We start from the raw sequence: 22,931 nt of genomic DNA, 5'->3' as shown, positions 1-22,931 counted from the left end.
GCTTGTGGTGGAGATCAGGACACCTATACAGTTCCTTGACTGTCTTGACGCCAAGATATTCTGCGGAGGAAGTGACATGACGGAAATTCTTGTGCAGGACACCCCTGAGCCCGGCATAAATGACGCCGACCGTGTGATCGCGCACCCGGCGTGGCCTCAACTCAAGAGTGCTGTCGAGGAGATCCGCCCCTGGCAGTCCGCGGACGGCTCGATCGACTTCGACGCCGACGGCGCCCCGGAACGCGCCCGCGCCGACGCGGCACTCGACCGGGTGATCGCGGCGGTCGAGCAGCTCTCCCCGCTGCTCCCGCACGACGCCGCCTACCATGCGGCGCTCCGCTCCGACCTGCGTAAATGGGCGGACGACGGCTTCGCGGTCCCGGACTTCCTGGACTCGCTGCTCGCCTTCGGGCCCGCCGCCGACCGTACGGACGGCCGCCAGCATCTCGCCGTCTTCCCCATGTACACGCAGAACGGCAACCCGGACCGCAACCTCGAAGCCGTCGTGGTCCGCATGGTCTGGCCCGAGTGGCTGGCCGAACTGGAGCGCACGCGCTACGACAACCCGCTCTTCTGCGGCATCACCTTCGAGGACTTCACCGCCGGGTACGACACCAACTCCGCGGTGTTCTTCCCCGAGACCATCGCCGTGCGCGAGGCGCCCGAGCGGTTCACCTGGGGCGGGATCTTCTGCGACCGTGAGGCCGCCCGCTTCCGCCGGGTCATCGACGCGGCCGTCGCCACCCTCGGGGTCGACCTGCCCGACGACATCCGCGCGCTCGTCGCCGACCAGGACCGCTGCCAGCACGCGTTCGTCCTGTGGGACATGGTCCACGACCGCACCCACAGCCACGGCGACCTGCCCTTCGACCCCTTCATGATCAAGCAGCGCCAGCCGTTCTGGATGTACGGACTGGAGGAGCTGCGCTGCGACCTCACCGCCTTCCGCGAGGCCGTACGGCTGGAGGCGGACGGCTTCCCGCAGGGCCGCGACGTCCAGTACGCCGTGCTCTTCGACCGGATGTTCCGCTTCCCCGTCACCGGCGCGCGCGAGCGCAACTACGACGGCCTCGGCGGCCAGCTCCTCTTCGCCTACCTCCACCAGCACGACGTGGTGCGCTGGACGGACAACACCCTGCGCATCGACTGGGAGCGCGCGCCCCAGGTCACCAACCAGCTCTGCGCGGAGATCGAGGAGCTGTACCGGGCGGGGATCGACCGGCCGAAACTGGTCCACTGGTTCGCGGCGTACGAGCTGGTCTCGACGTATCTCGCCCCGCACCCCGGATCCCGCTGGGCCAAGGGCCCCGACGCCCTTGACCTCTCCCAGCCGCCCAGGAAGCTCGTGGACGACGTGCTTCCCGACGAGTTTCCGCTCAGCATGTTCTACGAGGCGCTCGCCAAGAAGCTCAAGCACGTGATCGCCTCGACCCGGGGCATCACCCGGGAGACCCCCGAACGGGAGACCCCCGAACCCGCCGGAACCGCCGCGAACGCGGCGACGGCGGCGACCGACCGGACGGCGGCGTGAGCGCCCCGAGGCAGGAGACGGCGCCCATGACGGCGGACCAGGAAGCGAACACCGAGCCGGCCCCCGGCACGCGCACGGACCGGGGCGGCGCCCTGGCCGGTGCCGTCGTCGCCGTGGCGGGCGCGGGCGGCCCCGCCGGGCGGGCCACGGTGCTCCGGCTCGCCGAGGCCGGCGCGACCGTCGTGGCGGCGGACGCGGACCCGGAACGCCTCGCCGAGGCGGTCGACGCCGCCCGGTACGCGCACGGCGGGGCGACGGTCACCGGTGACTCCGTCGATCTCTTCGACCTCGCCGCCACCCGGGCCTGGGCGGCCAGGACCGAGAAGGAGTTCGGGCGGGTCGACGGGCTGGTCCATCTCGTCGGCGGCTGGCGCGGCAGCGCCACCTTCGCCGAGTCCGATCCGGCCGACTGGGAGCTGCTGGAGAAGCTGCTCATCCGTACCGTTCAGCACACCTCCCTGGCCTTCCACGACGGGCTCCTGCGCAGCGACCGGGGCCGGTATCTGCTGATCAGCGCCGCGGGCGCCACGAAACCCACCGCGGGCAACGCCGCGTACGCCGCCGCCAAGGCCGCTGCCGAGGCCTGGACGCTCGCCCTCGGCGACGCCTTCCGCAAGGCGGGGGGCGAGGAGGGCCCTCGGGCCGCGGCTGCCATCCTGGTGATCAAGGCGCTGGTCCACGACGCGATGCGCGCCGAGCGACCGAACGCGAAGTTCGCGGGCTTCACCGACGTCACGGAACTGGCCGAGGCCATCGCCGGGGTCTGGGACAGGCCCGCCCGGGAAGTGAATGGAAACCGCCTGTGGCTGACCCCAGGACCGTGAGGTCCCGTACGACGGACGCGCGCCGCCACCACGACCCCGAGGTGCGCGGCTTCGCCAGCGACAACTACGCGGGCGCCCACCCCGAGATCCTGGCGGCCCTCGCCGTGGCCAACGGCGGCCACCAGGTCGCCTACGGGGAGGACGAGTACACCGGCCATCTCCAGCGGATCATGCACAGCCACTTCGGCCCGACGGCGGAGGCGTTCCCCGTCTTCAACGGCACCGGCGCCAACGTCGTCGCGCTCCAGGCGCTCACCGACCGCTGGGGCGCCGTGATCTGCGCCGAGTCCGCGCACATCAACGTGGACGAGGGAGGCGCGCCCGAGCGCGTGGCCGGGCTCAAACTGCTCACCGTACCCACACCCGACGGCAAGCTCACGCCCGAGCTGATCGACCGGGAGGCGTACGGCTGGGACGACGAGCACCGGGCCATGCCCCAGGCCGTGTCGATCACCCAGAACACCGAACTGGGCACGGTCTACACGCCCGACGAGATCCGCGCCCTGTGCGCGCACGCCCACACGCTCGGCATGAAGGTGCACCTCGACGGCGCCCGGATAGCCAACGCCGCCGCGTCGCTGGACGTCCCGATGCGGACCTTCACCAACACCGTCGGCGTGGACGTCCTCTCCTACGGGGGCACGAAGAACGGCATGCTCTTCGGCGAGGCCGTCGTCGTGATCAACCCGGACGCCGTACGGGCCATGAAGCACCTGCGGAAGCTCTCGATGCAGCTCCCGTCCAAGATGCGGTTCGTGTCGGCGCAGTTGGAGGCGCTGCTCGCCGGCGACCTGTGGCTGCGCAACGCCCGGCACGCCAACGCCATGGCCCGGCGGCTCGCGGCCGGCGTCCGCGCGGTCGACGGGGTGGAGATCCTCCACCCCGTTCAGGCCAACGCCGTCTTCGCCCGGCTGCCGCACGACGTGAGCGTTCGCCTCCAGAAGCGGTTCCGCTTCTACTTCTGGGACGAGAAGGCCGGGGACGTCCGCTGGATGTGCTCCTTCGACACGACCGAGGATGACGTCGACGCGTTCGTGCAGGCGCTGAAGGAGGAGATGGCCGCGTAAGCGCCACGAAGGGGCGCGGCCGGTTCGTCATACGGACGCGCCCCGAGGGACACTTGGCGCGCCTCCGACGTCCTCGCGCTGCGCACCGGCCTCTGTTACGCGAAGAGCCACCTGCCGGCGGCGCCGCTGCGGGCCGGGTCCATCCTCGCCGCCCTACCCGCGCGGCAACAAGCCGGGCGTCGACGCCCACTTCTCCCCGGACGAGGGACGGCTGGTCTGGACCGTACGGCCGGAGTTCAGTGAGCTGGACTATCCAGTCCTCTGCGATGTACTGCACTCGGCCGTGCCGGTACGCACCCTACGGTGACCGGGCCAGGGCCGACGTGCGGCCCCCTGCTCCGAGGCGCCAGCAGAGACGTTTCCTCGCTACTGCTCGGCTCAGCTCAGCTCGGCCGCGCGCGCCTCGGCCGGGGTGGGCGCCGTACCGCCCAGATGCGCCGGTACCCACCAGGTGTCGCTCGCGTCCTTGGGACGTACGGGATAGGCCCGCTGCGCCGCCTCCAGCAGCTCCTGCACCCGGTCGCGCAGCCGCCGCGTGATCGCGCCCGCGTACTGGTCCGTCGCCGCCTCGATCTGCTCGCCGACCCGGATCGTCACCGGGATGTGGCTGCGCTTGAAATTGCGCGGCCGGCCCTTGGTCCACACCCGCTGCGTCCCCCACAGCGCCATCGGGATCAGCGGTACGCCCGCCTCCTGCGCCAGCCGGGCCGCGCCCGACTTGAAGCTCTTGAGCGTGAAGGACTGGGAGATCGTCGCCTCGGGGAAGATCCCGATGATCTCACCGGCGCGCAGCGAGTCGAGGGCGTGCGCGTACGCCTGCTCGCCCTGCTTGCGGTCCACCGGGATGTGCTTCATCCCGCGCATCAGCGGGCCCGAGACCTTGTGCTTGAACACCGCGTCCTTGGCCATGAAGCGCACCAGCCGCTTCTGGGGGAGTGCCGCGAGACCCGTGAAGATGAAGTCCAGATAGCTGATGTGGTTGCTCACGAGCACGGCGCCACCGGTGTGCGGGATGTGCTCGGAGCCCTGCGTGTCGATCTTCAGGTCCAGCGCCTTGAACATCGTGCGGGCGGCGCCGATGACCGGCCGATAGACGAGCTCTGCCATCTGGGGAGGACCCTTCTGTTCCGGGGAGGGTTCTCCCGGCGGAAGTTACGCAGCCGTAGGTTTTCGGCATTGCGCCGATGTTGCCGTATCAAACGCCCGGTGGCCAGTCCTGGTGTTCGCGTGGGGCGAGATTCTCGTCACGTCGCCCGCCGCCCCTACCGTAAACGCCCGGTTGCCGGTCCGGCCAGGGAGAACGGGCGAGGGCGCCCGGCAACGGGCCCCGGCCGCGGAATATTTCCCCGTCGCGCGGACGCTGATTCCGGCGGTGAGGTGGTGACGGCGGCCGATGGGGCGCGCCGTCGCCGCCGTGACAGGAGGCCGAAGGTGCGGACGGACGAGAGGGAGGGCCGGATGCCGACGGGCGAGGACGGCCGGCGGCTCGGGCCGGCGGACGACGGTGACCGGCGGCTCGGCGCGGCCGAGTTGGGGGCCGGGCTGGGGGAGCGGGCCACGCTCGTCCAGTTCTCCAGCGCGTTCTGCCGGCCCTGTCGCGCGACCCGGCGCACGCTCGCCGAGGTGGCGGCGATGGTCGACGGCGTCGCGCACGTGGAGGTGGACGCCGAGGAACGGCTCGCGCTCGTACGGGAACTGGGCATCGTCACGACCCCGACCGTGCTCGTCCTGGACGCCGGCGGCCGGGTCGTCCGCAGGGCCGCCGGGCAGCCCCGCAAGGTGGACGTGATCGCCGCGCTGGGCGCGGCCGTATGACCGGGCGCGGCTCGCGGTGCCGTGACCCGCGCACTTGACGGTGCGTACCGCCCCTCGTCACCCTGACGAAGTGCCCCAGGAACTCCTTCTCCACGGGCGGGCCCACGTCGACCTGGCCCGCAACGCGAGCGCGCGCTGTCCGGCTCTCTGAGCAGCCACGGACCCGTTCGTCACCCCTCGCAGAAGGACCTCGCCATGACGGCCACCCCCGAACTCGGCACGCACCGGCTCGCCTCTCCCGATCTGCTCCGCTCCGTCTTCCGGCAGCACGCCGCGGGTGTCGCGGTCATCACCGCGTCCGGAGAACGCCCCGTCGGCTTCACCGCCACCTCGCTCAACTCCGTCGCCGCCGAACCGCCGTTGGTCTCCTTCGGTGTCGGTGTCTCCTCGTCGAGCTGGCCGGTCGTCGCCGAGGCCGAGCATGTCGGCGTCCACATACTCGGGGAGCACCAGGCCGAGCTGGCCGCGACGTTCGCGCGCAGCGGCGCCGACCGTTTCGCTCCCCCCACCGCCTGGCGGACCGGCCCCGAGGGCGTGCCGCTGCTCGACGGCGTACTGGCCTGGCTGGTCTGCCGGGTCGTCGCCCGGGTCCCCGCCGCCGACCACCGGCTGATCGTCGCCGAGGCCGTCGTCGGCGACCCCTCGGGCGCGGGCCGGCCGCTCCTCTACCACCAGGGTCGCTTCAACGCGCTGCGCGACTGAGAGTTCCCTGGCCGGGCCCCTGCCGTACGTTGGCAACGTCACAGTTCCAAGCGCTTGCTCAGCGGGCACGCTCTGGTTGTACTGACGAGTAATATCAACTGCGGGGCTCCGGTCCTCCCGACCGGAAACAGCCCGGCAGGGCGCCTATGCTGCGTGCAACAAGGCAGCCAGAAATGACGATGCGGTAGGAGAGCCGGCGTGAGCCTGAGGATCGTTGTCTGTGTGAAGTACGTGCCCGACGCCACCGGCGACCGGCACTTCGCCGATGACCTGACAGTCGACCGGGACGATGTGGACGGTCTGCTGTCGGAGCTGGACGAGTACGCGGTCGAGCAGGCTCTCCAGATCGCCGGGGAGTACGACGGGGACGGCGACGCGGAGATCACCGTACTGACCATCGGCCCCGAGGACGCCAAGGACGCGTTGCGCAAGGCGCTCTCCATGGGCGCCGACAAGGCCGTCCATGTCGAGGACGACGACCTGCACGGCACCGACGCGCTCGGCACGTCCCTGGTGCTCGCCAAGGCCGTCGAGAAGGCCGGCTACGACCTGGTCGTCTGCGGTATGGCCTCCACCGACGGCACGATGGGCGTACTGCCCGCGCTCCTGTCCGAGCGGCTCGGCGTCCCGCAGGTCACCCTGCTCTCCGAGGTCTCGGTCGAGGGCGGCACGGTCAAGGGCCGCCGTGACGGCGACACCGCGAGCGAGCTCCTTGAGGCGTCCCTGCCGGCCGTCGTCTCGGTGACGGACCAGTCGGGCGAGGCGCGTTACCCCTCCTTCAAGGGCATCATGGCCGCCAAGAAGAAGCCGGTCGAATCCTGGGACCTGGAGGATCTGGAGATCGACGCCGACGAGGTCGGCCTCGAAGGCGCCTGGACCGCGGTCGACTCGGCGGACGAGCGCCCGGCCCGTACGGCGGGCACGATCGTCAAGGACGAGGGTGAGGGCGGCAAGCAGCTCGCGGCCTTCCTCGCGGAGCAGAAGTTCATCTGAGCCCCGCCTGCCACCGCCTCCGGTGCCCCGCCGGCACCAGATCCTCACGACCCCTCGCATCCGCAGGAGTGCAATCCCATGGCTGAAGTTCTCGTCTATGTCGACCACCTGGACGGCGCCGTCCGCAAGCCCACCCTGGAGCTGCTGACCCTCGCCCGCCGGATCGGCGAGCCCGTCGCCGTCGCGCTCGGCGCCGGTGCCGAGGCCACCGCGCCCGCGCTCGCCGAGCACGGCGCGGTGAAGGTCCTCACCGCCGACGCCCCCGAGTTCAGCGACTACCTCGTCGTACCGAAGGTCGACGCGGTGCAGGCCGCGTACGACGCCGTCTCGCCGGCCGCCGTGCTCTTCCCGTCCTCCGCCGAGGCCAAGGAGATCGCCGCCCGCCTCGCCGTCCGTATCGGCTCCGGCATCATCACCGACGCCGTCGACCTGGCCGCCGGAGACAACGGCCCGGTCGCCACGCAGTCGGTGTTCGCCGCCGCGTACTCCACGAAGTCCCGGGTCTCCCGGGGCACCCCGGTCATCACCGTGAAGCCCAACTCGGCCCCGGTCGAGGCCGCCCCGGCCGCGGGCGCCGTCGAACCGCTCGCCGTGAGCTTCGGCGCCACCGCGACCGGTACGAAGGTCGTCTCCCGTACCCCGCGCGAGTCCACGGGCCGTCCCGAGCTGACCGAGGCCGCGATCGTGGTCTCCGGCGGCCGGGGCGTCAACGGCGCGGAGAACTTCACGGTCATCGAAGCGCTCGCCGACTCGCTCGGCGCGGCCGTCGGCGCCTCGCGCGCCGCCGTGGACGCGGGCTGGTACCCGCACTCCAACCAGGTCGGCCAGACCGGCAAGTCGGTCTCGCCCCAGCTCTACATCGCCTCCGGCATCTCCGGCGCGATCCAGCACCGGGCCGGCATGCAGACGTCCAAGACCATCGTGGCCGTCAACAAGGACGCCGAGGCGCCGATCTTCGACCTGGTGGACTACGGCGTGGTCGGTGACCTCTTCGAGGTCGTCCCCCAGCTCACCGAGGAGATCAAGGCCCGCAAGGGCTGAACCAGGCTCTTCCGGTACGCCCCGGGGCCGCGCGGTGGACTCCACCGCGCGGCCCCGCGCCGTTTCCCGGGCGGTGACTCCGGGTCGCCATTGACGCGGCCAGGGCCTGCGGCTTAACTTCCGGCAGCGGATTGTTGATTCCGCAGGACGGAAGAAGAAGGGTGCGGGAATGGGCCAGCACGAAAAGATCGCCACAAGCCTCCCGGCGGCGGTCACCGAGGCCGTCGGCGCCTCCCTCGCGGGTGTCGACGCCGAGCTGGCCCGCCGCTACCCGGGCGACCCCGGCACCCGCCAGCCCGTCCACACCGTCTACGTACCCGCCGACGCCTTCACCGCCGGCACCGTCCGCTCCTGGGGCGACCAGGCGCTCGCCGCGCTCGACGAACACGCCCCCGACGCCGCCTCGCTGGCCCGTGTCCTCGGCCTCTCCGACACGCTGGCCGGGCCGGTGTACGAGCGCGTACGGGACAAGCTGGCGCGCGAACCCGTCGAGGACCTGCGGATCGACTTCGAGGACGGCTACGGCCCCCGCCCGGACGAAGAGGAGGACGAGGCCGCCGCCCGCGCCGCCCGGCTCGTCCACGAGGCGTACGCCACCGGCACGGCGGCCCCGTACACGGGCATCCGCGTGAAGTGCCTGGAGGCGGCCGTACGCGAGCGCTCCATCCGCACCCTCGACATCTTCCTCAGCGGCCTCATGGCGGCCGGCGGCCTCCCCGACGGGCTGGTCCTGACGCTGCCCAAGGTGACCTACGCCGAGCAGGTCGACGCGATGGCCCGGCTGGCCGGGGAGTTCGAGACGGCCACCGGTCTGCGGCCCGGCCGGATCGGCTTCGAGATCCAGATCGAGACCAGCCAGGCCATCCTGGCCGCCGACGGCACCGCCACCGTGGCACGCATGATCGACGCGGCGGGCGGCCGGGCCACCGGGCTGCACTACGGCACCTTCGACTACAGCGCCTGCGTCGGCGTCAGCGCCGCCCACCAGGCGAGCGACCACCCGGCGGCCGACCACGCCAAGGCCGTCATGCAGGTAGCCGCCGCCGGTACCGGGGTCCGGGTCAGCGACGGCTCCACCAACGTCCTCCCGGTCGGCCCGACCGCCCAGGTGCACGAGGCGTGGAAGCTGCACTACGGCCTCACACGGCGGGCCCTGGCCCGCGCCTACTACCAGGGCTGGGACATGCACCCGGGCCATCTGCCGACCCGCTACGCCGCCGTGTACGCCTTCTACCGCGAGGGACTTGAGCCCGCCGCCGCCCGGCTCTCCGCCTATGTCGCCAGGGCGGGCGGCGCCGTCCTGGACGAGCCCGCCACCGCCAAGGCACTCAGCGGCCATCTGCTGCGCGGACTCGACTGCGGCGCCCTCGACCACGACGAGGTCACCCGGCTCACCGGTCTGACCCGCGCCGACCTGGAGGGCTTCACGCTCCCGCGGGACAGGGCCTGACCCCGTGTCGGATCAGCCGTCCGCCGGCGGCGGGATCTCCCCGGAGCCCCGGGCGATCAGCCTCGTCGACAGCACCACCTGGGTCGGCGTGTCGGCGGCGCCGTCCAGCCGGTGGAAGAGCCGCTCCGCGGCCGTACGGCCCAGGGTCGCCGCGTCCTGCGCGACGACCGTGAGCCCGGGGGCCAGCAGATCGGCCAGTTCGATGTCGTCGAAGCCGACAAGCGCGACAGGCCGGTGATGGGCCGCCAGGACCCGTACCACCGTCACCGTGACGCGGTTGTTGCCGGTGAAGATCGCCGTGACCGGCTCGGGGGCGCCGAGCATCGCCACGACGGCTTCCTGGACCCGGCGCGGCGCCGTCGTGCCGAGCGAGACCCAGCCGTCGTGGATCGCCAGCCCGGCGTCCGCCATGGCGGTGCGGTAGCCGCGCAGCCGCTCGCCCGCCGTGTGGATCCCGGGCTGGTCACCGATGAAACCGATCCGGCGATGGCCGTGCGCGATGAGGTGGGCGGTGCCCGAACGGGCACCGCCGAAGCTGTCGGAGAGCACCGCGTCCGCGTCGATCCGGCCGGCCGGCCGGTCCACGAAGACGGTCGCCACCCCGGCCTTTATCTCCGGCTCCAGATAGCGGTGGTCGTGCCCCGCCGGGATCACGATCAGCCCGTCCACCCGGCGCGCGCAGAGCGCCAGCACCAGCTCCTGCTCACGGTCCGGGTCCTCGGCGCTGGAGCCGTTGATGAGCAGCGCGCCATGGGCGCGGGCCACCTCCTCGACGGCGCGGTTCAGCGGACCGTAGAACGGGTCCGCCAGATCCTCCAGGACCAGCCCGATACTCGCCGTACGGCCCTTGCGCAGCACCCGTGCCGAATCGTTGCGGCGGAACCCCAGCGCGTCGATGGCCTCCTGCACCCGCCGCTCGGTGTCCGCCGTGACCCCGGGTTCGCTGTTGACCACGCGGGAGACCGTCTTGAGCCCGACCCCGGCCCGTGCGGCCACGTCCTTCATCGTGGGCCGGTTGCCGTAGCGGGGTTCTGTGCGGCGGGCGGTATCGGCCACAGTGCGCTGTCCTGTCGTCGTACGGTCGGCGGGCCGACCCGGATCGCCGGCGTGCGCCGCCCGGGCCGTGCGGACGAGCATAGGCCCTGGACAACGTTGTCAGGGGAATGGAGACTGTTCGTCGAAGCCGCGAACCCGTATCCGCTCCGCGCCGTCCCCACCAGGACGCCTCATCTCCAGGAGATTCCACACCGATGCATACCGACTCCGTCGCCGCACTCGACATCGGCGGCACCAAGATCGCCGGGGCGTTGGTGGACGGCAGCGGCAGAATCCTCGTACGGGCCCAGCGCCCGACCCCGGCACGCGAGGACGGCGAGACGGTGATGCGCGCCGTCGAGGAGGTCCTGGCCGAGGTGGCGGCCTCGCCGCTCTGGCCGACGGCCACCGCGGTGGGCATCGGCAGCGCCGGCCCCGTGGACGCCTCCGCCGGTACGGTCAGCCCGGTCAACGTGGCGGGCTGGCGCGGGTTCCCGCTGGTCGAGCGGGTGCGGGCGGCCACCGGCGGGCTGCCGGTGAAGCTGGTCGGGGACGGTGTCGCGATGACCGCGGCGGAACACTGGCAGGGCGCCGCCCGTGGGTACGACGACGCGCTGTGCATGGTGGTCTCCACCGGGGTCGGCGGCGGGCTGGTGCTGGGCGGAAAGCTCCACCCCGGCCCCACCGGCAACGCGGGCCACATCGGCCACATCAGCGTGGATCTGGACGGTGACCTCTGCCCGTGCGGCGCGCGCGGCTGCGTGGAGCGGATCGCCAGCGGCCCCAACATCGCCCGCAGGGCGCTGGAGGGCGGCTGGCTGCCCGGACCCGACGGCGACCGCTCGGCCGCCGCCGTGGCCGCCGCCGCGCGGGCCGGCCACCCGGTCGCCATCGCCTCCTTCGAACGCGCCGCCCGCGCGCTGGCCGCCGGTATCGCCGCCACCGCCGCGCTCACCGAGATCCGGATCGCGGTCGTCGGCGGCGGCGTCGCGGGCGCGGGCGAGGTCCTGTTCGCCCCGCTGCGCCGCTCACTGCGCGAGTACGCGACGCTCTCGTTCGTCCGGCGGCTGACGGTGGCCCCGGCGCTGACCGGGAGGGACGCCGGCCTGGTCGGCGCGGCGGCGGCCGCCCTGCTCGGGCAGCGCGACGGCACGGCGGCGCCGGTGGGCGGCTGACGGCGCGGGCCGGCGTCCGGCACGGCCGGCGACGAACCGAAGGCGCGCCGGTCAGCGGGTGGTCTGGCAGGCCACCCGCCGGCTGCCCCGGAACCGTACGCACAACTCCGTACCGCTGCCGGTGTCCCCGGCCGGCCAGGTGTGCGTCAGCGCCTTGCCCGACCGGGTGGCCATGGCCGTGTCCACGAGCCGCCCGTCGCGCAGCAGCGACACCTCCCGCGCGGCGAGACCGTCCGGCGGGTTGGTCCAGATCCCGGTGACGGAGTTCCTGGCGCCGCGCCCCTCCAGCCGGACGCAGATCTGCGGCCCCGAGAAGTGATGGGTGCAGGCGCTGCTGTCCGCCGCCGCCGGAGTGGCGGTCAGCGGTACGGAGACCGCCGCCAGGGCCAGGGACAGGGCGAGGGTCAGGGCGTCGGCCAGCACGGCCGGTGTTCTGGGCATCTCGGGCTCTCCATGTCGTAGGGTTCGCGGTGCCGGGGGCACCGGGGGTCTCAGGAGGCGGGGTCGGCCGTCTGCTGCTGCGGCACGACGACCAGGAAGACGTCGGAGTCGAGATCCATCACCACCTCGGCAGGCGTCCCCTCGTCCCGCCGCGCACGCGCGAACTCCTCCGCGGGCCAACTCCCGCGCGGCCCGCCCGCGGGAAACCTCTCCAGCACCGTACGGCGCATCACGTACCCCCTAGGGCCTCTCGTGTGGGTCCGGCTGGGCTCGCACGCCCTGGCACCGCGCCTCGCGGCGTTGTCGTCAGTCATCCCCAAGGTCTCGGCTTCGCTCGACCAGGGGAGACCCCATCCGCTCCCGCGTCGCCTCTCTCCTCCGCCTTGCGATCCACGGCACCAGAGCCCGCTCCCTGATCCAGCCAGACCCAAACGAAAGACCCTGGACGAGTCATTCGGAAGTGGCGTCGTCCGCCCCTTGGGGCGGGCGCGGAGGTGCCAGGTGCACCGCACTCGCCGCACCCGCTCCGTCTCGGCGCATTGAACGGTCCTTCGGATGCCGAGCGCAGCCGCAAGGCGCAGGAGGGAAGCGACGCGGGAGCGTCGGTTCCCCCGACATCGCCGACATCGCCGCGGATGTGCGTGCATGGCACCTCCCCGCAGACGGGACTCCGGAATGACTCGTCCAGCGCCATCGAGGGTTCCAACGACGCGCCAGGGGTTTGTGTTACGGCGTTACGGCCCGGCGCCCCCACGCGGACACCGGTGCCTGTGTCCGCGCGCCCGGGCCCCACGCGGACACCGGCGCCGGCCCGGGCGCGGTGTCGATCAGGACACGGCTCGGTCACGGCCGGTTGGCCGGTGCGGCGCCCTGATCCCGCACGGGGTTTCCGTGGCAGGGTGTTGCGGGCAGTCCACTGGGGGCTTTCGCGACACGCCCAGGCCCTACGGAAGAGGGGGAACCGTGATCGTTTGGATCAACGGTGCGTTCGGAGCGGGCAAGACCAGTACCGCACGCGAACTGATCGACCTGATCCCGAACTGTACGCTCTACGACCCCGAGTTGATCGGCGGGGAACTGGAGCGGCTGCTGCCGCAGAAGAAGCTCGCGGAGGTGAGTGACGTCCAGGACCTGCCGATCTGGCGGCGACTGGTGGTCGACACGGCGGCGGCTCTCCTGGCCGAGGTGGGCGGGGCGCTCGTCGTCCCCATGACCCTGCTGCGCCAGGAGTACCGGGACGAGATCTTCGGCGGCCTGGCCGCGCGCCGCATTCCCGTACGGCACGTCCTGCTGGCCACGGACGAAACGATACTGCGCGGACGTATCGCGGCGCGCGAGGACCCGTCGGGCGATCCCGAGGCGAACGAGCGCGACCGACGCTGGGCCTACGAGCACATCGAGCCCTACCGGATGGCGCTGGGCTGGCTGACCGGCGACGCCCACGTCATCGACAACACCGCGCTGACGGCGCGGGAGACGGCCGAGGCACTGGCCGAGGCGGTACGCGACGGTGCGGCGGGAGTCTGCGAGATCGTCCAGACCCCCGAACCGACCGCGGAGACCGTCGCGGCCGGGGTGCTCCTCTTCGACGAGCTGGACCGGGTGCTGCTCGTCGACCCCACGTACAAGCCGGGCTGGGAGTTCCCCGGCGGCGTGGTCGAGCGCGGCGAGGCGCCCGCCCGCGCCGGGATACGGGAGGTCGCCGAGGAGATAGGCATCGAACTCACCGAGGTGCCCAAGCTGTTGGTGGTCGACTGGGAGCCGCCGCGCCCCCCGGGGTACGGAGGGCTGCGGCTGCTCTTCGACGGTGGCAGGCTGCCCGCCGAGGAGGCCGGACGGCTGCTGCTGCCCGGCCCCGAGCTACGGGCCTGGCGCTTCGTCGACGAGGAGGAGGCGGCGCGGCTGCTCCCGCCCGTTCGCCGCGCGCGGCTGCGTTGGGCGCTGCGCGCGCGGGAGCGCGGGACGGTGCTCAACCTGGAGGACGGGGCCCCGGTCGGCTGAGACTCCGCGGCCCCGCGCCCGCCGCGTCGCGTGAGCCCCGGTGTCGCTCAGGCGCGCCGGGAGGCGGCGTAGTTGACCAGGAAGTGCGCCTCGGCCACGGAGAGGCGCTCCAGCTCCTCGGGGGAGACGCTCTCGTTCACCGCGTGGATCTGGGCCTCCGGCTCGCTCAGCCCGATCAGCAGGATCTCCGCCTCCGGGTAGAGCCCGGCGAGGGTGTTGCAGAGCGGGATGGACCCGCCCTGGCCCGCGATCTGCATGTCCTGACCCGGGTACGCGATCCGCAGGGCGTCGGCCATCGCCGCGTACGCCGGGGAGGAGGTGTCCGCGCGGAACGCCTGCCCCTGGCCGACCTGTTCCACCGAGACCCGCGCGCCCCAGGGCGTACGGGCCTCCAGGTGCGCCGTCAGCAGCTCGGTGGCCGCCACGGCGTCCTGCCCCGGCGGTACCCGCAGGCTGACCGTGGCCCGCGCGTGGGCCTGGACGGACGGCGTGGCACCGACGACCGGCGGGCAGTCGATGCCGAGGACGGTCACGGCGGGCCGCGCCCAGATCCGGTCGGCGACCGAGCCGTGCCCGATCAGAGCGACACCGTCGAGGACCTTGGCGTCCTTACGGAAGTCGGCCTCCGGGTACTCCAGCCCCTCCCAGACCGCGTCGGCGGCCAGGCCGTCCACCGTGGTGGACCCGTCCTCGGCGCGCAGCGAGTCCAGGACCCGGACGAGCGCGGCGAGCGCGTCGGGCGCCGCGCCGCCGAACTGTCCCGAGTGCAGGTTGCCTTCGAGCGTGTCGATCCGTACGCGCACCAGTGTCATGCCGCGCAGCGTGGCGGTGACCGTGGGCAGTCCGACCCGGAAGTTCCCGGCGTCACCGATGACGATCGCGTCGGCGGCCAGCAGCTCGGGGTGCTCCTCGGAGTACCGCTCCAGACCGCCGGTGCCCTGTTCCTCCGAACCTTCCACGATCACCTTGACGTTCACCGGCACGCCGCCGTTGGCCTTCAGCGCGCGCAGGGCGAGCAGATGCATCAGCACGCCGCCCTTGCAGTCGGCGGCGCCGCGCCCGTACCAGCGTCCGGCGCGCTTGGTCAGCTCGAACGGCGGGGTCAGCCAGGCGTCCTCGTCGCCCAGCGGCTGGACGTCGTAGTGCGCGTAGAGCAGCACCGTCGGCGCGTCCTCGGGGCCGGGGAGCAGACCGTACACGGACTGGGTCCCGTCGGGAGTTTCGAGGACCGCGACATCCTGGAACCCCTCGCCCCGCAGCGCGCCGGCCACCCATGCCGCGGCGCCCTCGCACTCGCTCTTCGGGAAGACCGCGGGGTCCGCCACCGAGCGGAAGGCCACCAGCTCCGCGAGCTCCGTACGGGCACGGGGCATGAGGGACGCCACGGTCCCGGCAATCGGATTCGCGGTCATGGGCACGCTCCTGGTGGGTACATCGTTGTGAAGGACGAATGGATGTAGGGCCGTGTCGGCGACGTCGGGGGGACTTGTCGATCCTCCCACAACGGGCCGGGCGCGCCAGCGCCGTAGGATGCCGTTCGACAGCAGGGGCCACCGGTCGGATCAGGAGCAGAAGCACATCGTGAGCAGCGAGAACGCAGACGCCGGAAGCGTGCACGACGAGCCGGTGTGGGATGTCGTCGTGGTCGGCGCAGGACCGGCGGGAGCCTCCGCGGCGTACGCGGCGGCGGTCGCCGGCCGTCGGGTGCTGCTGTTGGAGAAGGCCGAGTTGCCGCGCTACAAGACCTGCGGGGGCGGGATCATCGGGCCCTCGCGGGACTCGCTGCCGCCCGGCTTCGAGCTGCCGTTCAAGGAGCGCGTGCACGCAGTGACGTTTTCCCTGAACGGGAAGCTGACCCGCACCCGCCGCTCCAAGCGCATGCTCTTCGGGCTCATCAACCGCCCGGAGTTCGACGCGGGTCTGGTGGAGCACGCCCAGAAGGCCGGGGCGGTCCTGCGGACCGGCGTGACCGTCTCGCGCGTCGAGCAGCACGGCCCGGCCGTGCCCGACCGCCGTACGGTCGCGGTCGTCCTGGCGGACGGTGAGACGGTGCTGGCGCGCACCGTGGTCGGCGCCGACGGCAGCGCCAGCCGGATAGGCGCCCACGTGGGCGTGAAGATGGACCAGGTCGACCTGGGCCTGGAGGCGGAGATCCCGGTGCCGCCCACGGTCGCGGAGGACTGGGCGGGCCGGGTGCTCATCGACTGGGGCCCGCTGCCCGGGAGTTACGGCTGGGTCTTCCCCAAGGGCGACACCCTCACCGTGGGGGTGATCTCGGCGCGCGGCGAGGGGGCCGCCACCAAGCGCTATCTGGAGGACTTCATCGCCCGGCTGGGGCTCGCCGGGTTCGAACCGTCGGTCTCCTCCGGCCATCTCACCCGCTGCCGCAGCGAGGACTCGCCGTTGTCCCGGGGCCGGGTGCTGGTCTGCGGCGACGCGGCCGGGCTGCTGGAGCCGTGGACGAGGGAGGGCATCTCCTTCGCGCTGCGGTCCGGGCGGCTCGCGGGGGAGTGGGCGGTACGGATCTCCGAGGCACACGACGCCGTGGACGCCCGCCGCCAGGCGCTGAACTACGCCTTCGCCATCAAGGCGGGCCTCGGCGTGGAGATGGGTGTCGGGCGGCGGATGCTGGGGATCTTCGAGCGCAGGCCGGGCGTGCTGCACGCGGCGATCACGGGGCTGCGGCCGGCGTGGAACGCGTTCGCGGACATCACCCGGGGTTCGACGACCCTGGCGGGCATCGTACGGACGCGTCCGCTGGCCCGGCGCGCGCTGGACGTGCTGGACCGCCGGCAGACGGCCGATCAGCCGGGGCCGGCCGCGCGCGAGGAGGGCGCTCCGGCGCCGAGCGACCCGACGGGGGTTCCGGAGGCCGGCGCGCGGGAGTGACGGGCGTATGGGGTGCCCGGCCTGCGGGGTAACGGGCCTGCGGGCGACGGTGTACGGGAGTGACCGCCGCGCGGGGGTGAGCCGCGCGGCGCCCGTGGCACGCACGAGGGCCGGGCCGAACGCCTCGGCGCGGCCGGCCACTCGCCCGCTCAGCCGGGCACGTCCATGCGCTGGGTGCCGATCACCGACAGCAGCCGGAGCGCCTCCTCGGCGGGAGAGCCGGGCTCGGCCGTGTAGATCACGACCTGCTGGTCGCGGTCGGTGATGTCGAGGAGGTCGCAGTTGACGGTGATGGGGCCGAGCAGCGGGTTGTTCACGGTCTTGCGCAGGGTGGGCTCGGCGCGGACGTCATGGGAGTCCCACAGCCGGGCGAACTCCGCGCTGCCGGTGAGGAGATCACGTACCAGCGTGGCCACCTCGGGGTCGTCGGGGTAGCGGGCGGCGGCGGCGCGCAGGCGCCGGGCCGCGGCGCGGGCGAACTCCTCCGCCTCGAACGGGTCGTACAGCAGCGCAGGCCGCGCGGGCTGTGCCAGGAACGCACGGCGCACGAGGTTGCGCTCCTGCCGGGGCAGCGGGGAGAAGTCCTCCAGGAGGGCGGCGGCCAGGTCGTTCCAGGCGATCACCTCGTAGGTCGCGGACAGCACGATCGCCGCGGTGTGCGGCAGCCGGTTCAGCAGGTCGAGAATGCTCGGGCGCACTTCACGCGAGGGCCCCGCGGGCGGTCCGGGCGGGGCGCCGGCGAGATGGTGGAGGTGGGCGCGCTCGGCGTCCGGCAGGCGCAGGGCCCGGGCCAGCCCGGCCAGCACCTCGCGCGACGGCCGCGGTCCGCGGGCCTGTTCCAGGCGTGTGTAGTACTCGGTCGAGATGAACGCCAGGTGCGCCACCTCCTCGCGGCGCAGCCCCGGGGTGCGTCGGCGCGGCCCGGCGGGCAGCCCCACGTCCGCGGGGGTGATCCGCTCCCGCCGGCTGCGCAGGAAGCCGGCCAGCTGGTGTCTGTCCATACCCCCAGTGTGCGGGGCGCCGTACCGCTGAGCCAGGTACCGCCGATGCCTGGATCCGCTCCCCGGCCGGGGGCAGGCTGATGGCCATGGACAACGCACAGACCAACGACACCTCCGTCCCCGCCGCCACGGGCCTGCTGGCCGGCAAGGTCGCCTTCATCACCGGCGCCGGCCGCGGTATCGGCGCCGCCGCGGCCCGGCTCTTCGCCCGGGAAGGCGCCCGCGTGCTCCTGGCGGCCCGTACGGAGGACCAGCTCAAGGCCGTCACCGAGGAGATCCGGGCGGCGGGCGGCGCCGCCGGGTACGCGGTGTGCGATCTGGCCGACGCGGCGAGCGTGCGAGCCGCCGTGGACCGCGCCGTGGACCTGTACGGCCGGCTCGACATCGCCTTCAACAACGCCGCGACCAATGTGCCGCCCGGCCCGATGGACCAGGTGACCGAGGCCGACCTCGACCACATCTACACCGTGAACCTCAGGGGCCCCTGGGCGGCCATGGCCGCCCAGGTCGCCGCCATCCGCTCCACCGCGGGCACCGGGGCCATCGTCAACAACTCGTCCGTCGGCAGTCTGAGCGGCAACCCCGCACTGCCCGCCTACGGTGCGATGAAGCGGGCGGTCAACAGCCTCACGGAGTCGGCCGCCGTCACGTACGGTCCTGAGGGCATCCGCGTCAACGCCATCGCCCCGGGCACCACACTGACGGAGATGATGCGCGCCTGGGACGACCGTTCACCCGGCATCATCGACCGGCTCAACGCGCACACCCCGCTGCGCCGCGCGGCCGGCCCCGACGAGATCGCCCAGGCCGCCGCCTGGCTTCTCAGCGACCGTGCCTCCTACGTGACCGGCACGGTCCTCCCGGTCGACGGCGGCATGCAGGCGGTTTAGGGCGGCACCGGGCGGGGCGGAGAGGAGAGGGCCGGTCTTCGCGGCTCAGGTGCGCGCGCCGCCGTCGGCCGGGCCGGGCGGGGCGGTCTCGGCCGGGGTGCCCGGGGTGAAGTGCCACAGGACCTGGACGACACGGGCGATGAAGGCGAGACAGCCGGCGACGGCGCCGATCCGCGGGACGGCACCGGGCAGCTCCAGGTACCACGCCGTACCGGCGACGAGCCCGAAGACCAGCGCCCCCGCGAAAGCACCCGTCAGGACCGCGAAGGCGATCTCGACGGTGATGGCGTCCCGTTCGGCCCCGCTCCGTGTCCCCATGGCCCGAGTCTGACCGAGGGGCCCGCCTCCGTGCAAGGAAGGAGCCCCGGGGGCGCGCGTGTTGGCGTCAGACGGCGGAGGTCTCGCGCCACAGCCGGGCGAGGGACGTGTCGCCGGTGGCGGTCACGGCGTCCAGCGGGAGCCGGTTCCACAGGGTCAGCCAGAGCTGTTCGGCGCGGCCGCTCAACTCGCAGTCCGGGGCCGGGTGTTCGCCGCCCTCGTCCAGGTCGGTGGCCTTCCCGCGGGCGGTGCGTGCCGGCTCCGTGGTGATCCGTACCGTCCAGACGTCGTGCGTGTCGGTGGTCCGTACGCGCAGCACCCGCTCCACCTCGGAGCGGACCCGGCTGCGGTCGCGCGCGTGGAAGTGGCCGAGCAGTTCGTCGATGCCGTCCACCGCGAACGCGGCGTCCACGGGGGAGAAGTCCCGGCCGAGCGCGGACTCGGCGTCCGCGCGGTGGACGGCCGTCTCGTGCGCCTGGCGCCGCGCCCAGAAGGCGAGCGGGCTCGGGGCGGGGAAGAAGGACCAGCAGCGCAGATCGGCGGGGGCCGCGCCGAGCGCGGTCACCAACTGGTCGTGTCCCGTACGGAACCAGTCGACGAGCGCGTCCCCGTCGAGGTCCGGCGCGGCGGGGAGGGGGACCCGGACGGTGCCGCCCTCCGCGACGTAGGCCGTCGCCCAGCGGTGCACACTGCCGGTGTGCCGCAGGACGTCACGGACCCGCCAGCCGGGGCAGACGGGCACCTCCGCGTCGGGGCCGGCCTGGGCGGCGGCATCGGCCAGGACACGTCCTTCGCGGGCCAGCCCGCGGATGTGCTCCGCTGTCTCCATGCCGGGCATTGTGCCAGCGGCGGCCGCCCTGGGCCGCCGATATAACGCGCGGCCGGTCGGCGGGCGTCACGCCTCGCGGGGGTGCCCGGTCGCGCTGCTCGGCCGGTGGCGCAGCAGCCGTACGAACGCGCCTGTCGCGACCGCCTGGACGAGGACGGAGACGATCAGCGCCGGGTAGAGGAACCCGGCGGAGGCGGCGAAGTCCGCCCCGACGGCCCCGCCGCCGATGAGGAAGACGAAGACGGTCGGTGCCGCGAGGGCGAACAGCCACACCCCGGCCAACGAGGCGTCGTCGTGGTGCACGAAGAGCGTGTCGACCGTGACGAAACCCGTCACCGCGGCGACGAGAGCGAGATAGACCTGGGAGGCGCGGTTCTTGAAGGCGAGCCGTGCGAGGCCGGTCAGCCGTTCTGAATTCATCATGTTCTCCCTGGAGTTCATGGCTCTTTTCCTTGAAGCGGAGTGCCCTTGCGTCTCCTTCCAGGGTGGGGGAGATCGAACGGCTGTGCCTGAGTACGCCTACTCATCCTTCGTGGGCGCGCTCCGCCGGGCCGTTCGCCGAGGCGTCGCGGACCGCGTAGGCGATGAGGGCCGCCGCGCCGGCGAGCAGCGCCACCGTGGTCAGGGCGAGCGGCTCAGCCACCCAGACTTACCAGGAGGTACAGAAGCTGGGCAGGGGAGTTGACCGCATCGAGCTGAAACTGGACGAGGTCCAGGTCAGCCCCGAGCTGATGGAGTGGGCGGACACCGTCCTGGCCATGGACAAGGCGAATCTGGCAGCGCTCCGGAACCTCGCTGGCGAACACACCGCCGGGAAGGTCGCGTTGTACCTCGGTGACGAAGACGTCCCCGACCCCTGGGGACAGAACGAGGCGGCCTTCGCGTCCTGTGTCGAGACCATCTTGACCGGCGCTCAGCGGCACCTCCGGTAAGACGGGCCGGTAGTCACCAACCCACCTCGCGCCAACGCCAGATGGGCAGTGAGCGGTCGCCCTCTGACGGCCGCTCACTGAGGCGAGAACGCCTGATATCGTCCGCAAGGTTCGTAGCCCGTCGGTTGTTGGCGTAGGCCAAGACCTCACGATCGGATGCCTTCCTCCAGTGAACAGCGACGACCTTTCCAGCCGTCTGGCTTCCCTGCACCGACCGTTCCGGCTCATCGTGACGGGCGGGGGAACAGGTGGCCACACCTACCCCGCGCTCACCGCGGTTCGCGAGTTGCAGACCCGGCTGGCCTCTCACGGATCGTCTCTCGATGTCCTGTGGGTGGGCACGGCGGAAGGGCTCGAAGCGCGCGTGGCGTCGGCAGAGGGGATCCCCTTCAAGACGGTGCCCACGGGCAAGCTGCGCCGCTCCTCCAACCCGCTGGCCATGATCAACCGGGAAAACGTGCGGGACATGGGCCGTGTACCGAAGGGTGTCGCGGAGGCCCGCTTGATCGCCGCCGACTACAAGGCCGACGTCATCCTGTCGACGGGCGGCTACGTCGCCGTACCGGTGGGGCTCGCGGCCCGCATGACGAGGACTCCGCTCGTGGTGCACGAGCAGACCGTGCGCCTCGGGCTGGCGAACCGCATCCTGTCGCGCTTCGCAACGGCCGTCGCGGTCTCCTCCGAGTCCTCGATGAAACTGCTGTCGGAAAGCGTGGCCGCCTCAACGGTGGTGACCGGCAACCCCGTACGCCCGGCGGTCTTCACAGGAGAGCCCAAGCAGGCCGTGGCTTCGCTCGGACTGTCCGCCTTCGACAGCGCCTTGCCCTGCGTGTACGTGACAGGAGGAGCGCAGGGCAGCGCGCAGATCAACGGCCTGGTCCGCAGTATCCTGCCGTGGCTGCTGACGGCCGCCAATGTGATCCACCAGTGCGGAGCGACGACGCTGGAGCAGTCGCGCCAGTTCGCCGAAACGCTCCCGGACGGGCTGCGCGGCCGGTACTGGGTGAGCGACTTCGTCGGGCCGGAACTGCCCGACGTCCTGGCCCTGGCCGATGTCGTGATCTCCCGCAGCGGCGCCGGCACCATCGCCGAACTGACCGCACTGGGCAAACCGGCCGTCCTGATCCCGCTGGCATCGTCGGCCGGCAACGAGCAGGAGCACAACGCCCTCCACCTCCAGCAAGCCGGGGCGGCCACCGCACTGACGAGGGAACGGGCGACCCCCGAGGAGTTGCGCCGGGCACTGGAACCGCTCATCACCTCCCCGCAGCGCCGTGAGCAGATGGCCGAACGAGCAGCCGCCCAGGGGCTCCCTGACGCGGCGGCCAGGCTGGTTGACCTGCTGCTGAACGTCGGGCTGGCGGAGCGATAGTACCCGCGCGGGCGGGCTACGGTGCGCCCCTCCTGCCTGGCCTTCAAGGCTGGAGCATCATGTGTCGACGATGTCCATGAGGTGATCATCGAGGTCGGCCACGAAGTCCTCACGCCGCCACGGCCGCAGTTCCTGCCGGGCCCGGCGGAGCCGGATTGCCGGGACTCTGCCGCCGGCCGAGGTGGCGGCGGTGATGCAGTCGTGCAGCAGCTCGGCCGCCGCGCGAGGGTCGTTCATCCGGATCCGGGCCAGCGCCTGGTCCATGGCGACGATCGCCCGCTGTACCTGCTCGCGCGGCGCCGTGAGTGCTGCCGCCGACCGGGCGAAGTGGTCGTGGGCCACCGCGGCGTTCAGTACGGCGCCATCGGTCGCGGTTCGGATCAGCGTGGTGCGCAGCTCGGCGATCCGGTCGGCGCTCTCGCCGAGCTGCCCGAGCGCGTCCAGGAACTCGGCGAGGTCGCTTCCGGCGGCGGCGGCCAGATCCCCGGACGGGGTGCGCACGTACAGGTGTGCCAGGAGAAGTTGGTACCGCTCGTCCGGCACGGTGGCCGCCGACTCCCAGCGGGCCACCGATCGTTGCACGCTTGCCACTGCGGGCAGGCGTGGGAGGCGCAGGTCTTCCGCG

24 protein-coding genes and 1 pseudogene are annotated in these 22,931 nt (G+C 72.6%); 15 read left to right on the top strand and 10 right to left on the bottom strand.

Translation table 11 applies throughout. The features are described 5' to 3' along the window. Positions 1 to 76 precede the first annotated feature (76 nt). The 4 genes and pseudogenes from ACIQ7D_RS14350 to ACIQ7D_RS14335 all read left to right on the top strand — a co-directional run. Entirely contained in the window at positions 77 to 1,531 is a 1,455-nt protein-coding gene (locus ACIQ7D_RS14350; RefSeq protein ID WP_403937265.1) for a DUF6421 family protein, read from the top strand. 26 nt (positions 1,532 to 1,557) lie between these two features. Beyond that, positions 1,558 to 2,355, top strand: coding sequence for an SDR family oxidoreductase (locus ACIQ7D_RS14345; RefSeq protein WP_403937263.1), 798 nt, complete (start codon positions 1,558 to 1,560; stop codon positions 2,353 to 2,355). Further along, positions 2,334 to 3,422, top strand: a complete 1,089-nt coding sequence (locus ACIQ7D_RS14340) for a threonine aldolase family protein (RefSeq protein ID WP_403937261.1) — start codon at positions 2,334 to 2,336, stop codon at positions 3,420 to 3,422. The genes ACIQ7D_RS14345 and ACIQ7D_RS14340 overlap by 22 nt, the downstream gene beginning before the upstream one ends. Before the next feature lie 42 nt (positions 3,423 to 3,464). Further along, a pseudogene (locus tag ACIQ7D_RS14335) lies at positions 3,465 to 3,729 on the top strand (transglutaminase); the annotation flags it as partial. A gap of 71 nt (positions 3,730 to 3,800) precedes the next feature. Here the strand turns inward: ACIQ7D_RS14335 and ACIQ7D_RS14330 are convergent. Next, positions 3,801 to 4,529 carry a lysophospholipid acyltransferase family protein gene (locus ACIQ7D_RS14330; protein ID WP_403937259.1) on the bottom strand — a complete coding sequence of 243 codons (729 nt, stop codon included), beginning with the start codon at positions 4,527 to 4,529 and terminating at the stop codon, positions 3,801 to 3,803. A 351-nt stretch (positions 4,530 to 4,880) separates the two neighbouring features. Here ACIQ7D_RS14330 and ACIQ7D_RS14325 point away from each other — a divergent pair, with 351 nt between their 5' ends. The 5 genes from ACIQ7D_RS14325 (at position 4,881) to ACIQ7D_RS14305 (ending at position 9,423) form a co-directional block, all read left to right on the top strand. Further along, positions 4,881 to 5,237, top strand: a complete 357-nt coding sequence (locus tag ACIQ7D_RS14325; protein WP_403937481.1) for a TlpA family protein disulfide reductase — start codon at positions 4,881 to 4,883, stop codon at positions 5,235 to 5,237. Positions 5,238 to 5,432: 195 nt separating this feature from the next. Continuing rightward, positions 5,433 to 5,939, top strand: coding sequence for a flavin reductase family protein (locus ACIQ7D_RS14320; RefSeq protein ID WP_403937257.1), 507 nt, complete (start codon positions 5,433 to 5,435; stop codon positions 5,937 to 5,939). Between the two features lie 198 nt (positions 5,940 to 6,137). Further along, positions 6,138 to 6,932, top strand: coding sequence for an electron transfer flavoprotein subunit beta/FixA family protein (locus ACIQ7D_RS14315; RefSeq protein WP_403937255.1), 795 nt, complete (start codon positions 6,138 to 6,140; stop codon positions 6,930 to 6,932). 78 nt (positions 6,933 to 7,010) lie between these two features. Beyond that, a complete protein-coding gene (locus tag ACIQ7D_RS14310; protein ID WP_403937253.1) occupies positions 7,011 to 7,973 on the top strand; it encodes an electron transfer flavoprotein subunit alpha/FixB family protein in 963 nt (320 codons plus the stop codon). Positions 7,974 to 8,142: 169 nt separating this feature from the next. Continuing rightward, entirely contained in the window at positions 8,143 to 9,423 is a 1,281-nt protein-coding gene (locus ACIQ7D_RS14305; RefSeq protein ID WP_403937251.1) for a DUF6986 family protein, read from the top strand. 12 nt (positions 9,424 to 9,435) lie between these two features. Here ACIQ7D_RS14305 and ACIQ7D_RS14300 read toward each other — a convergent pair whose 3' ends face one another. Then, positions 9,436 to 10,479, bottom strand: a complete 1,044-nt coding sequence (locus ACIQ7D_RS14300; protein WP_403937249.1) for a LacI family DNA-binding transcriptional regulator — start codon at positions 10,477 to 10,479, stop codon at positions 9,436 to 9,438. 194 nt (positions 10,480 to 10,673) lie between these two features. On the opposite strand from ACIQ7D_RS14300, the gene ACIQ7D_RS14295 reads away from it, so the two are divergent. Further along, entirely contained in the window at positions 10,674 to 11,633 is a 960-nt protein-coding gene (locus tag ACIQ7D_RS14295) for an ROK family protein (protein ID WP_403937247.1), read from the top strand. A gap of 51 nt (positions 11,634 to 11,684) precedes the next feature. Here ACIQ7D_RS14295 and ACIQ7D_RS14290 read toward each other — a convergent pair whose 3' ends face one another. Further along, positions 11,685 to 12,074 (bottom strand): hypothetical protein, encoded by a 390-nt coding sequence (locus ACIQ7D_RS14290; protein WP_403937246.1) that lies wholly within the window; start codon positions 12,072 to 12,074, stop codon positions 11,685 to 11,687. A 50-nt stretch (positions 12,075 to 12,124) separates the two neighbouring features. Continuing rightward, a complete protein-coding gene (locus ACIQ7D_RS14285) occupies positions 12,125 to 12,304 on the bottom strand; it encodes a hypothetical protein (protein WP_403937244.1) in 180 nt (59 codons plus the stop codon). Between the two features lie 733 nt (positions 12,305 to 13,037). Between ACIQ7D_RS14285 and ACIQ7D_RS14280 the strand changes: the two genes are divergently transcribed. Next, entirely contained in the window at positions 13,038 to 14,075 is a 1,038-nt protein-coding gene (locus ACIQ7D_RS14280) for an NUDIX domain-containing protein (RefSeq protein WP_403937242.1), read from the top strand. 47 nt (positions 14,076 to 14,122) lie between these two features. Here the strand turns inward: ACIQ7D_RS14280 and ACIQ7D_RS14275 are convergent, their stop codons facing one another. Beyond that, positions 14,123 to 15,487: a dipeptidase gene (locus ACIQ7D_RS14275; RefSeq protein ID WP_403937241.1), complete on the bottom strand. Its 1,365-nt coding sequence runs from the start codon at positions 15,485 to 15,487 to the stop codon at positions 14,123 to 14,125. A 169-nt stretch (positions 15,488 to 15,656) separates the two neighbouring features. On the opposite strand from ACIQ7D_RS14275, the gene ACIQ7D_RS14270 reads away from it, so the two are divergent. After that, positions 15,657 to 16,964: a geranylgeranyl reductase family protein gene (locus ACIQ7D_RS14270; protein ID WP_403937239.1), complete on the top strand. Its 1,308-nt coding sequence runs from the start codon at positions 15,657 to 15,659 to the stop codon at positions 16,962 to 16,964. Positions 16,965 to 17,113: 149 nt separating this feature from the next. Here the strand turns inward: ACIQ7D_RS14270 and ACIQ7D_RS14265 are convergent, their stop codons facing one another. Beyond that, positions 17,114 to 17,965 (bottom strand): helix-turn-helix transcriptional regulator, encoded by an 852-nt coding sequence (locus ACIQ7D_RS14265; protein ID WP_403937237.1) that lies wholly within the window; start codon positions 17,963 to 17,965, stop codon positions 17,114 to 17,116. Between the two features lie 86 nt (positions 17,966 to 18,051). Here ACIQ7D_RS14265 and ACIQ7D_RS14260 point away from each other — a divergent pair, with 86 nt between their 5' ends. Beyond that, positions 18,052 to 18,855, top strand: a complete 804-nt coding sequence (locus ACIQ7D_RS14260; RefSeq protein WP_403937235.1) for an SDR family NAD(P)-dependent oxidoreductase — start codon at positions 18,052 to 18,054, stop codon at positions 18,853 to 18,855. A 45-nt stretch (positions 18,856 to 18,900) separates the two neighbouring features. On the opposite strand, the gene ACIQ7D_RS14255 is transcribed toward ACIQ7D_RS14260, so the two are convergent. From ACIQ7D_RS14255 to ACIQ7D_RS14245, 3 genes are all read right to left on the bottom strand, one after another. Further along, positions 18,901 to 19,173, bottom strand: coding sequence for a DUF6332 family protein (locus ACIQ7D_RS14255; protein WP_403937233.1), 273 nt, complete (start codon positions 19,171 to 19,173; stop codon positions 18,901 to 18,903). A 67-nt stretch (positions 19,174 to 19,240) separates the two neighbouring features. Next, positions 19,241 to 20,002: a maleylpyruvate isomerase family mycothiol-dependent enzyme gene (locus ACIQ7D_RS14250; protein WP_403937231.1), complete on the bottom strand. Its 762-nt coding sequence runs from the start codon at positions 20,000 to 20,002 to the stop codon at positions 19,241 to 19,243. Between the two features lie 66 nt (positions 20,003 to 20,068). Continuing rightward, complete coding sequence (locus ACIQ7D_RS14245) at positions 20,069 to 20,443, bottom strand: SCO4225 family membrane protein (protein ID WP_403937228.1); 375 nt, start codon at positions 20,441 to 20,443, stop codon at positions 20,069 to 20,071. Positions 20,444 to 20,619: 176 nt separating this feature from the next. Here ACIQ7D_RS14245 and ACIQ7D_RS14240 point away from each other — a divergent pair, with 176 nt between their 5' ends. Together ACIQ7D_RS14240 and ACIQ7D_RS14235 are read left to right on the top strand one after the other, a co-directional pair. After that, positions 20,620 to 20,934, top strand: a complete 315-nt coding sequence (locus ACIQ7D_RS14240) for a hypothetical protein (RefSeq protein WP_403937226.1) — start codon at positions 20,620 to 20,622, stop codon at positions 20,932 to 20,934. Between the two features lie 169 nt (positions 20,935 to 21,103). Continuing rightward, entirely contained in the window at positions 21,104 to 22,306 is a 1,203-nt protein-coding gene (locus tag ACIQ7D_RS14235) for a UDP-N-acetylglucosamine--N-acetylmuramyl-(pentapeptide) pyrophosphoryl-undecaprenol N-acetylglucosamine transferase (RefSeq protein ID WP_403937224.1), read from the top strand. A gap of 57 nt (positions 22,307 to 22,363) precedes the next feature. On the opposite strand, the gene ACIQ7D_RS14230 is transcribed toward ACIQ7D_RS14235, so the two are convergent. Continuing rightward, the gene (locus ACIQ7D_RS14230; protein ID WP_403937222.1) at positions 22,364 to 22,888 is read right to left on the bottom strand and encodes a hypothetical protein; all 525 of its coding nucleotides are present in this window, start codon (positions 22,886 to 22,888) and stop codon (positions 22,364 to 22,366) included. Between the last annotated feature and the right edge of the window lie 43 nt (positions 22,889 to 22,931).

Source organism: Streptomyces sp. NPDC096310, assembly GCF_044763125.1.
Taxonomy (GTDB): domain Bacteria; phylum Actinomycetota; class Actinomycetes; order Streptomycetales; family Streptomycetaceae; genus Streptomyces.
This window is presented reverse-complemented; position numbering and strand designations above follow the sequence as displayed.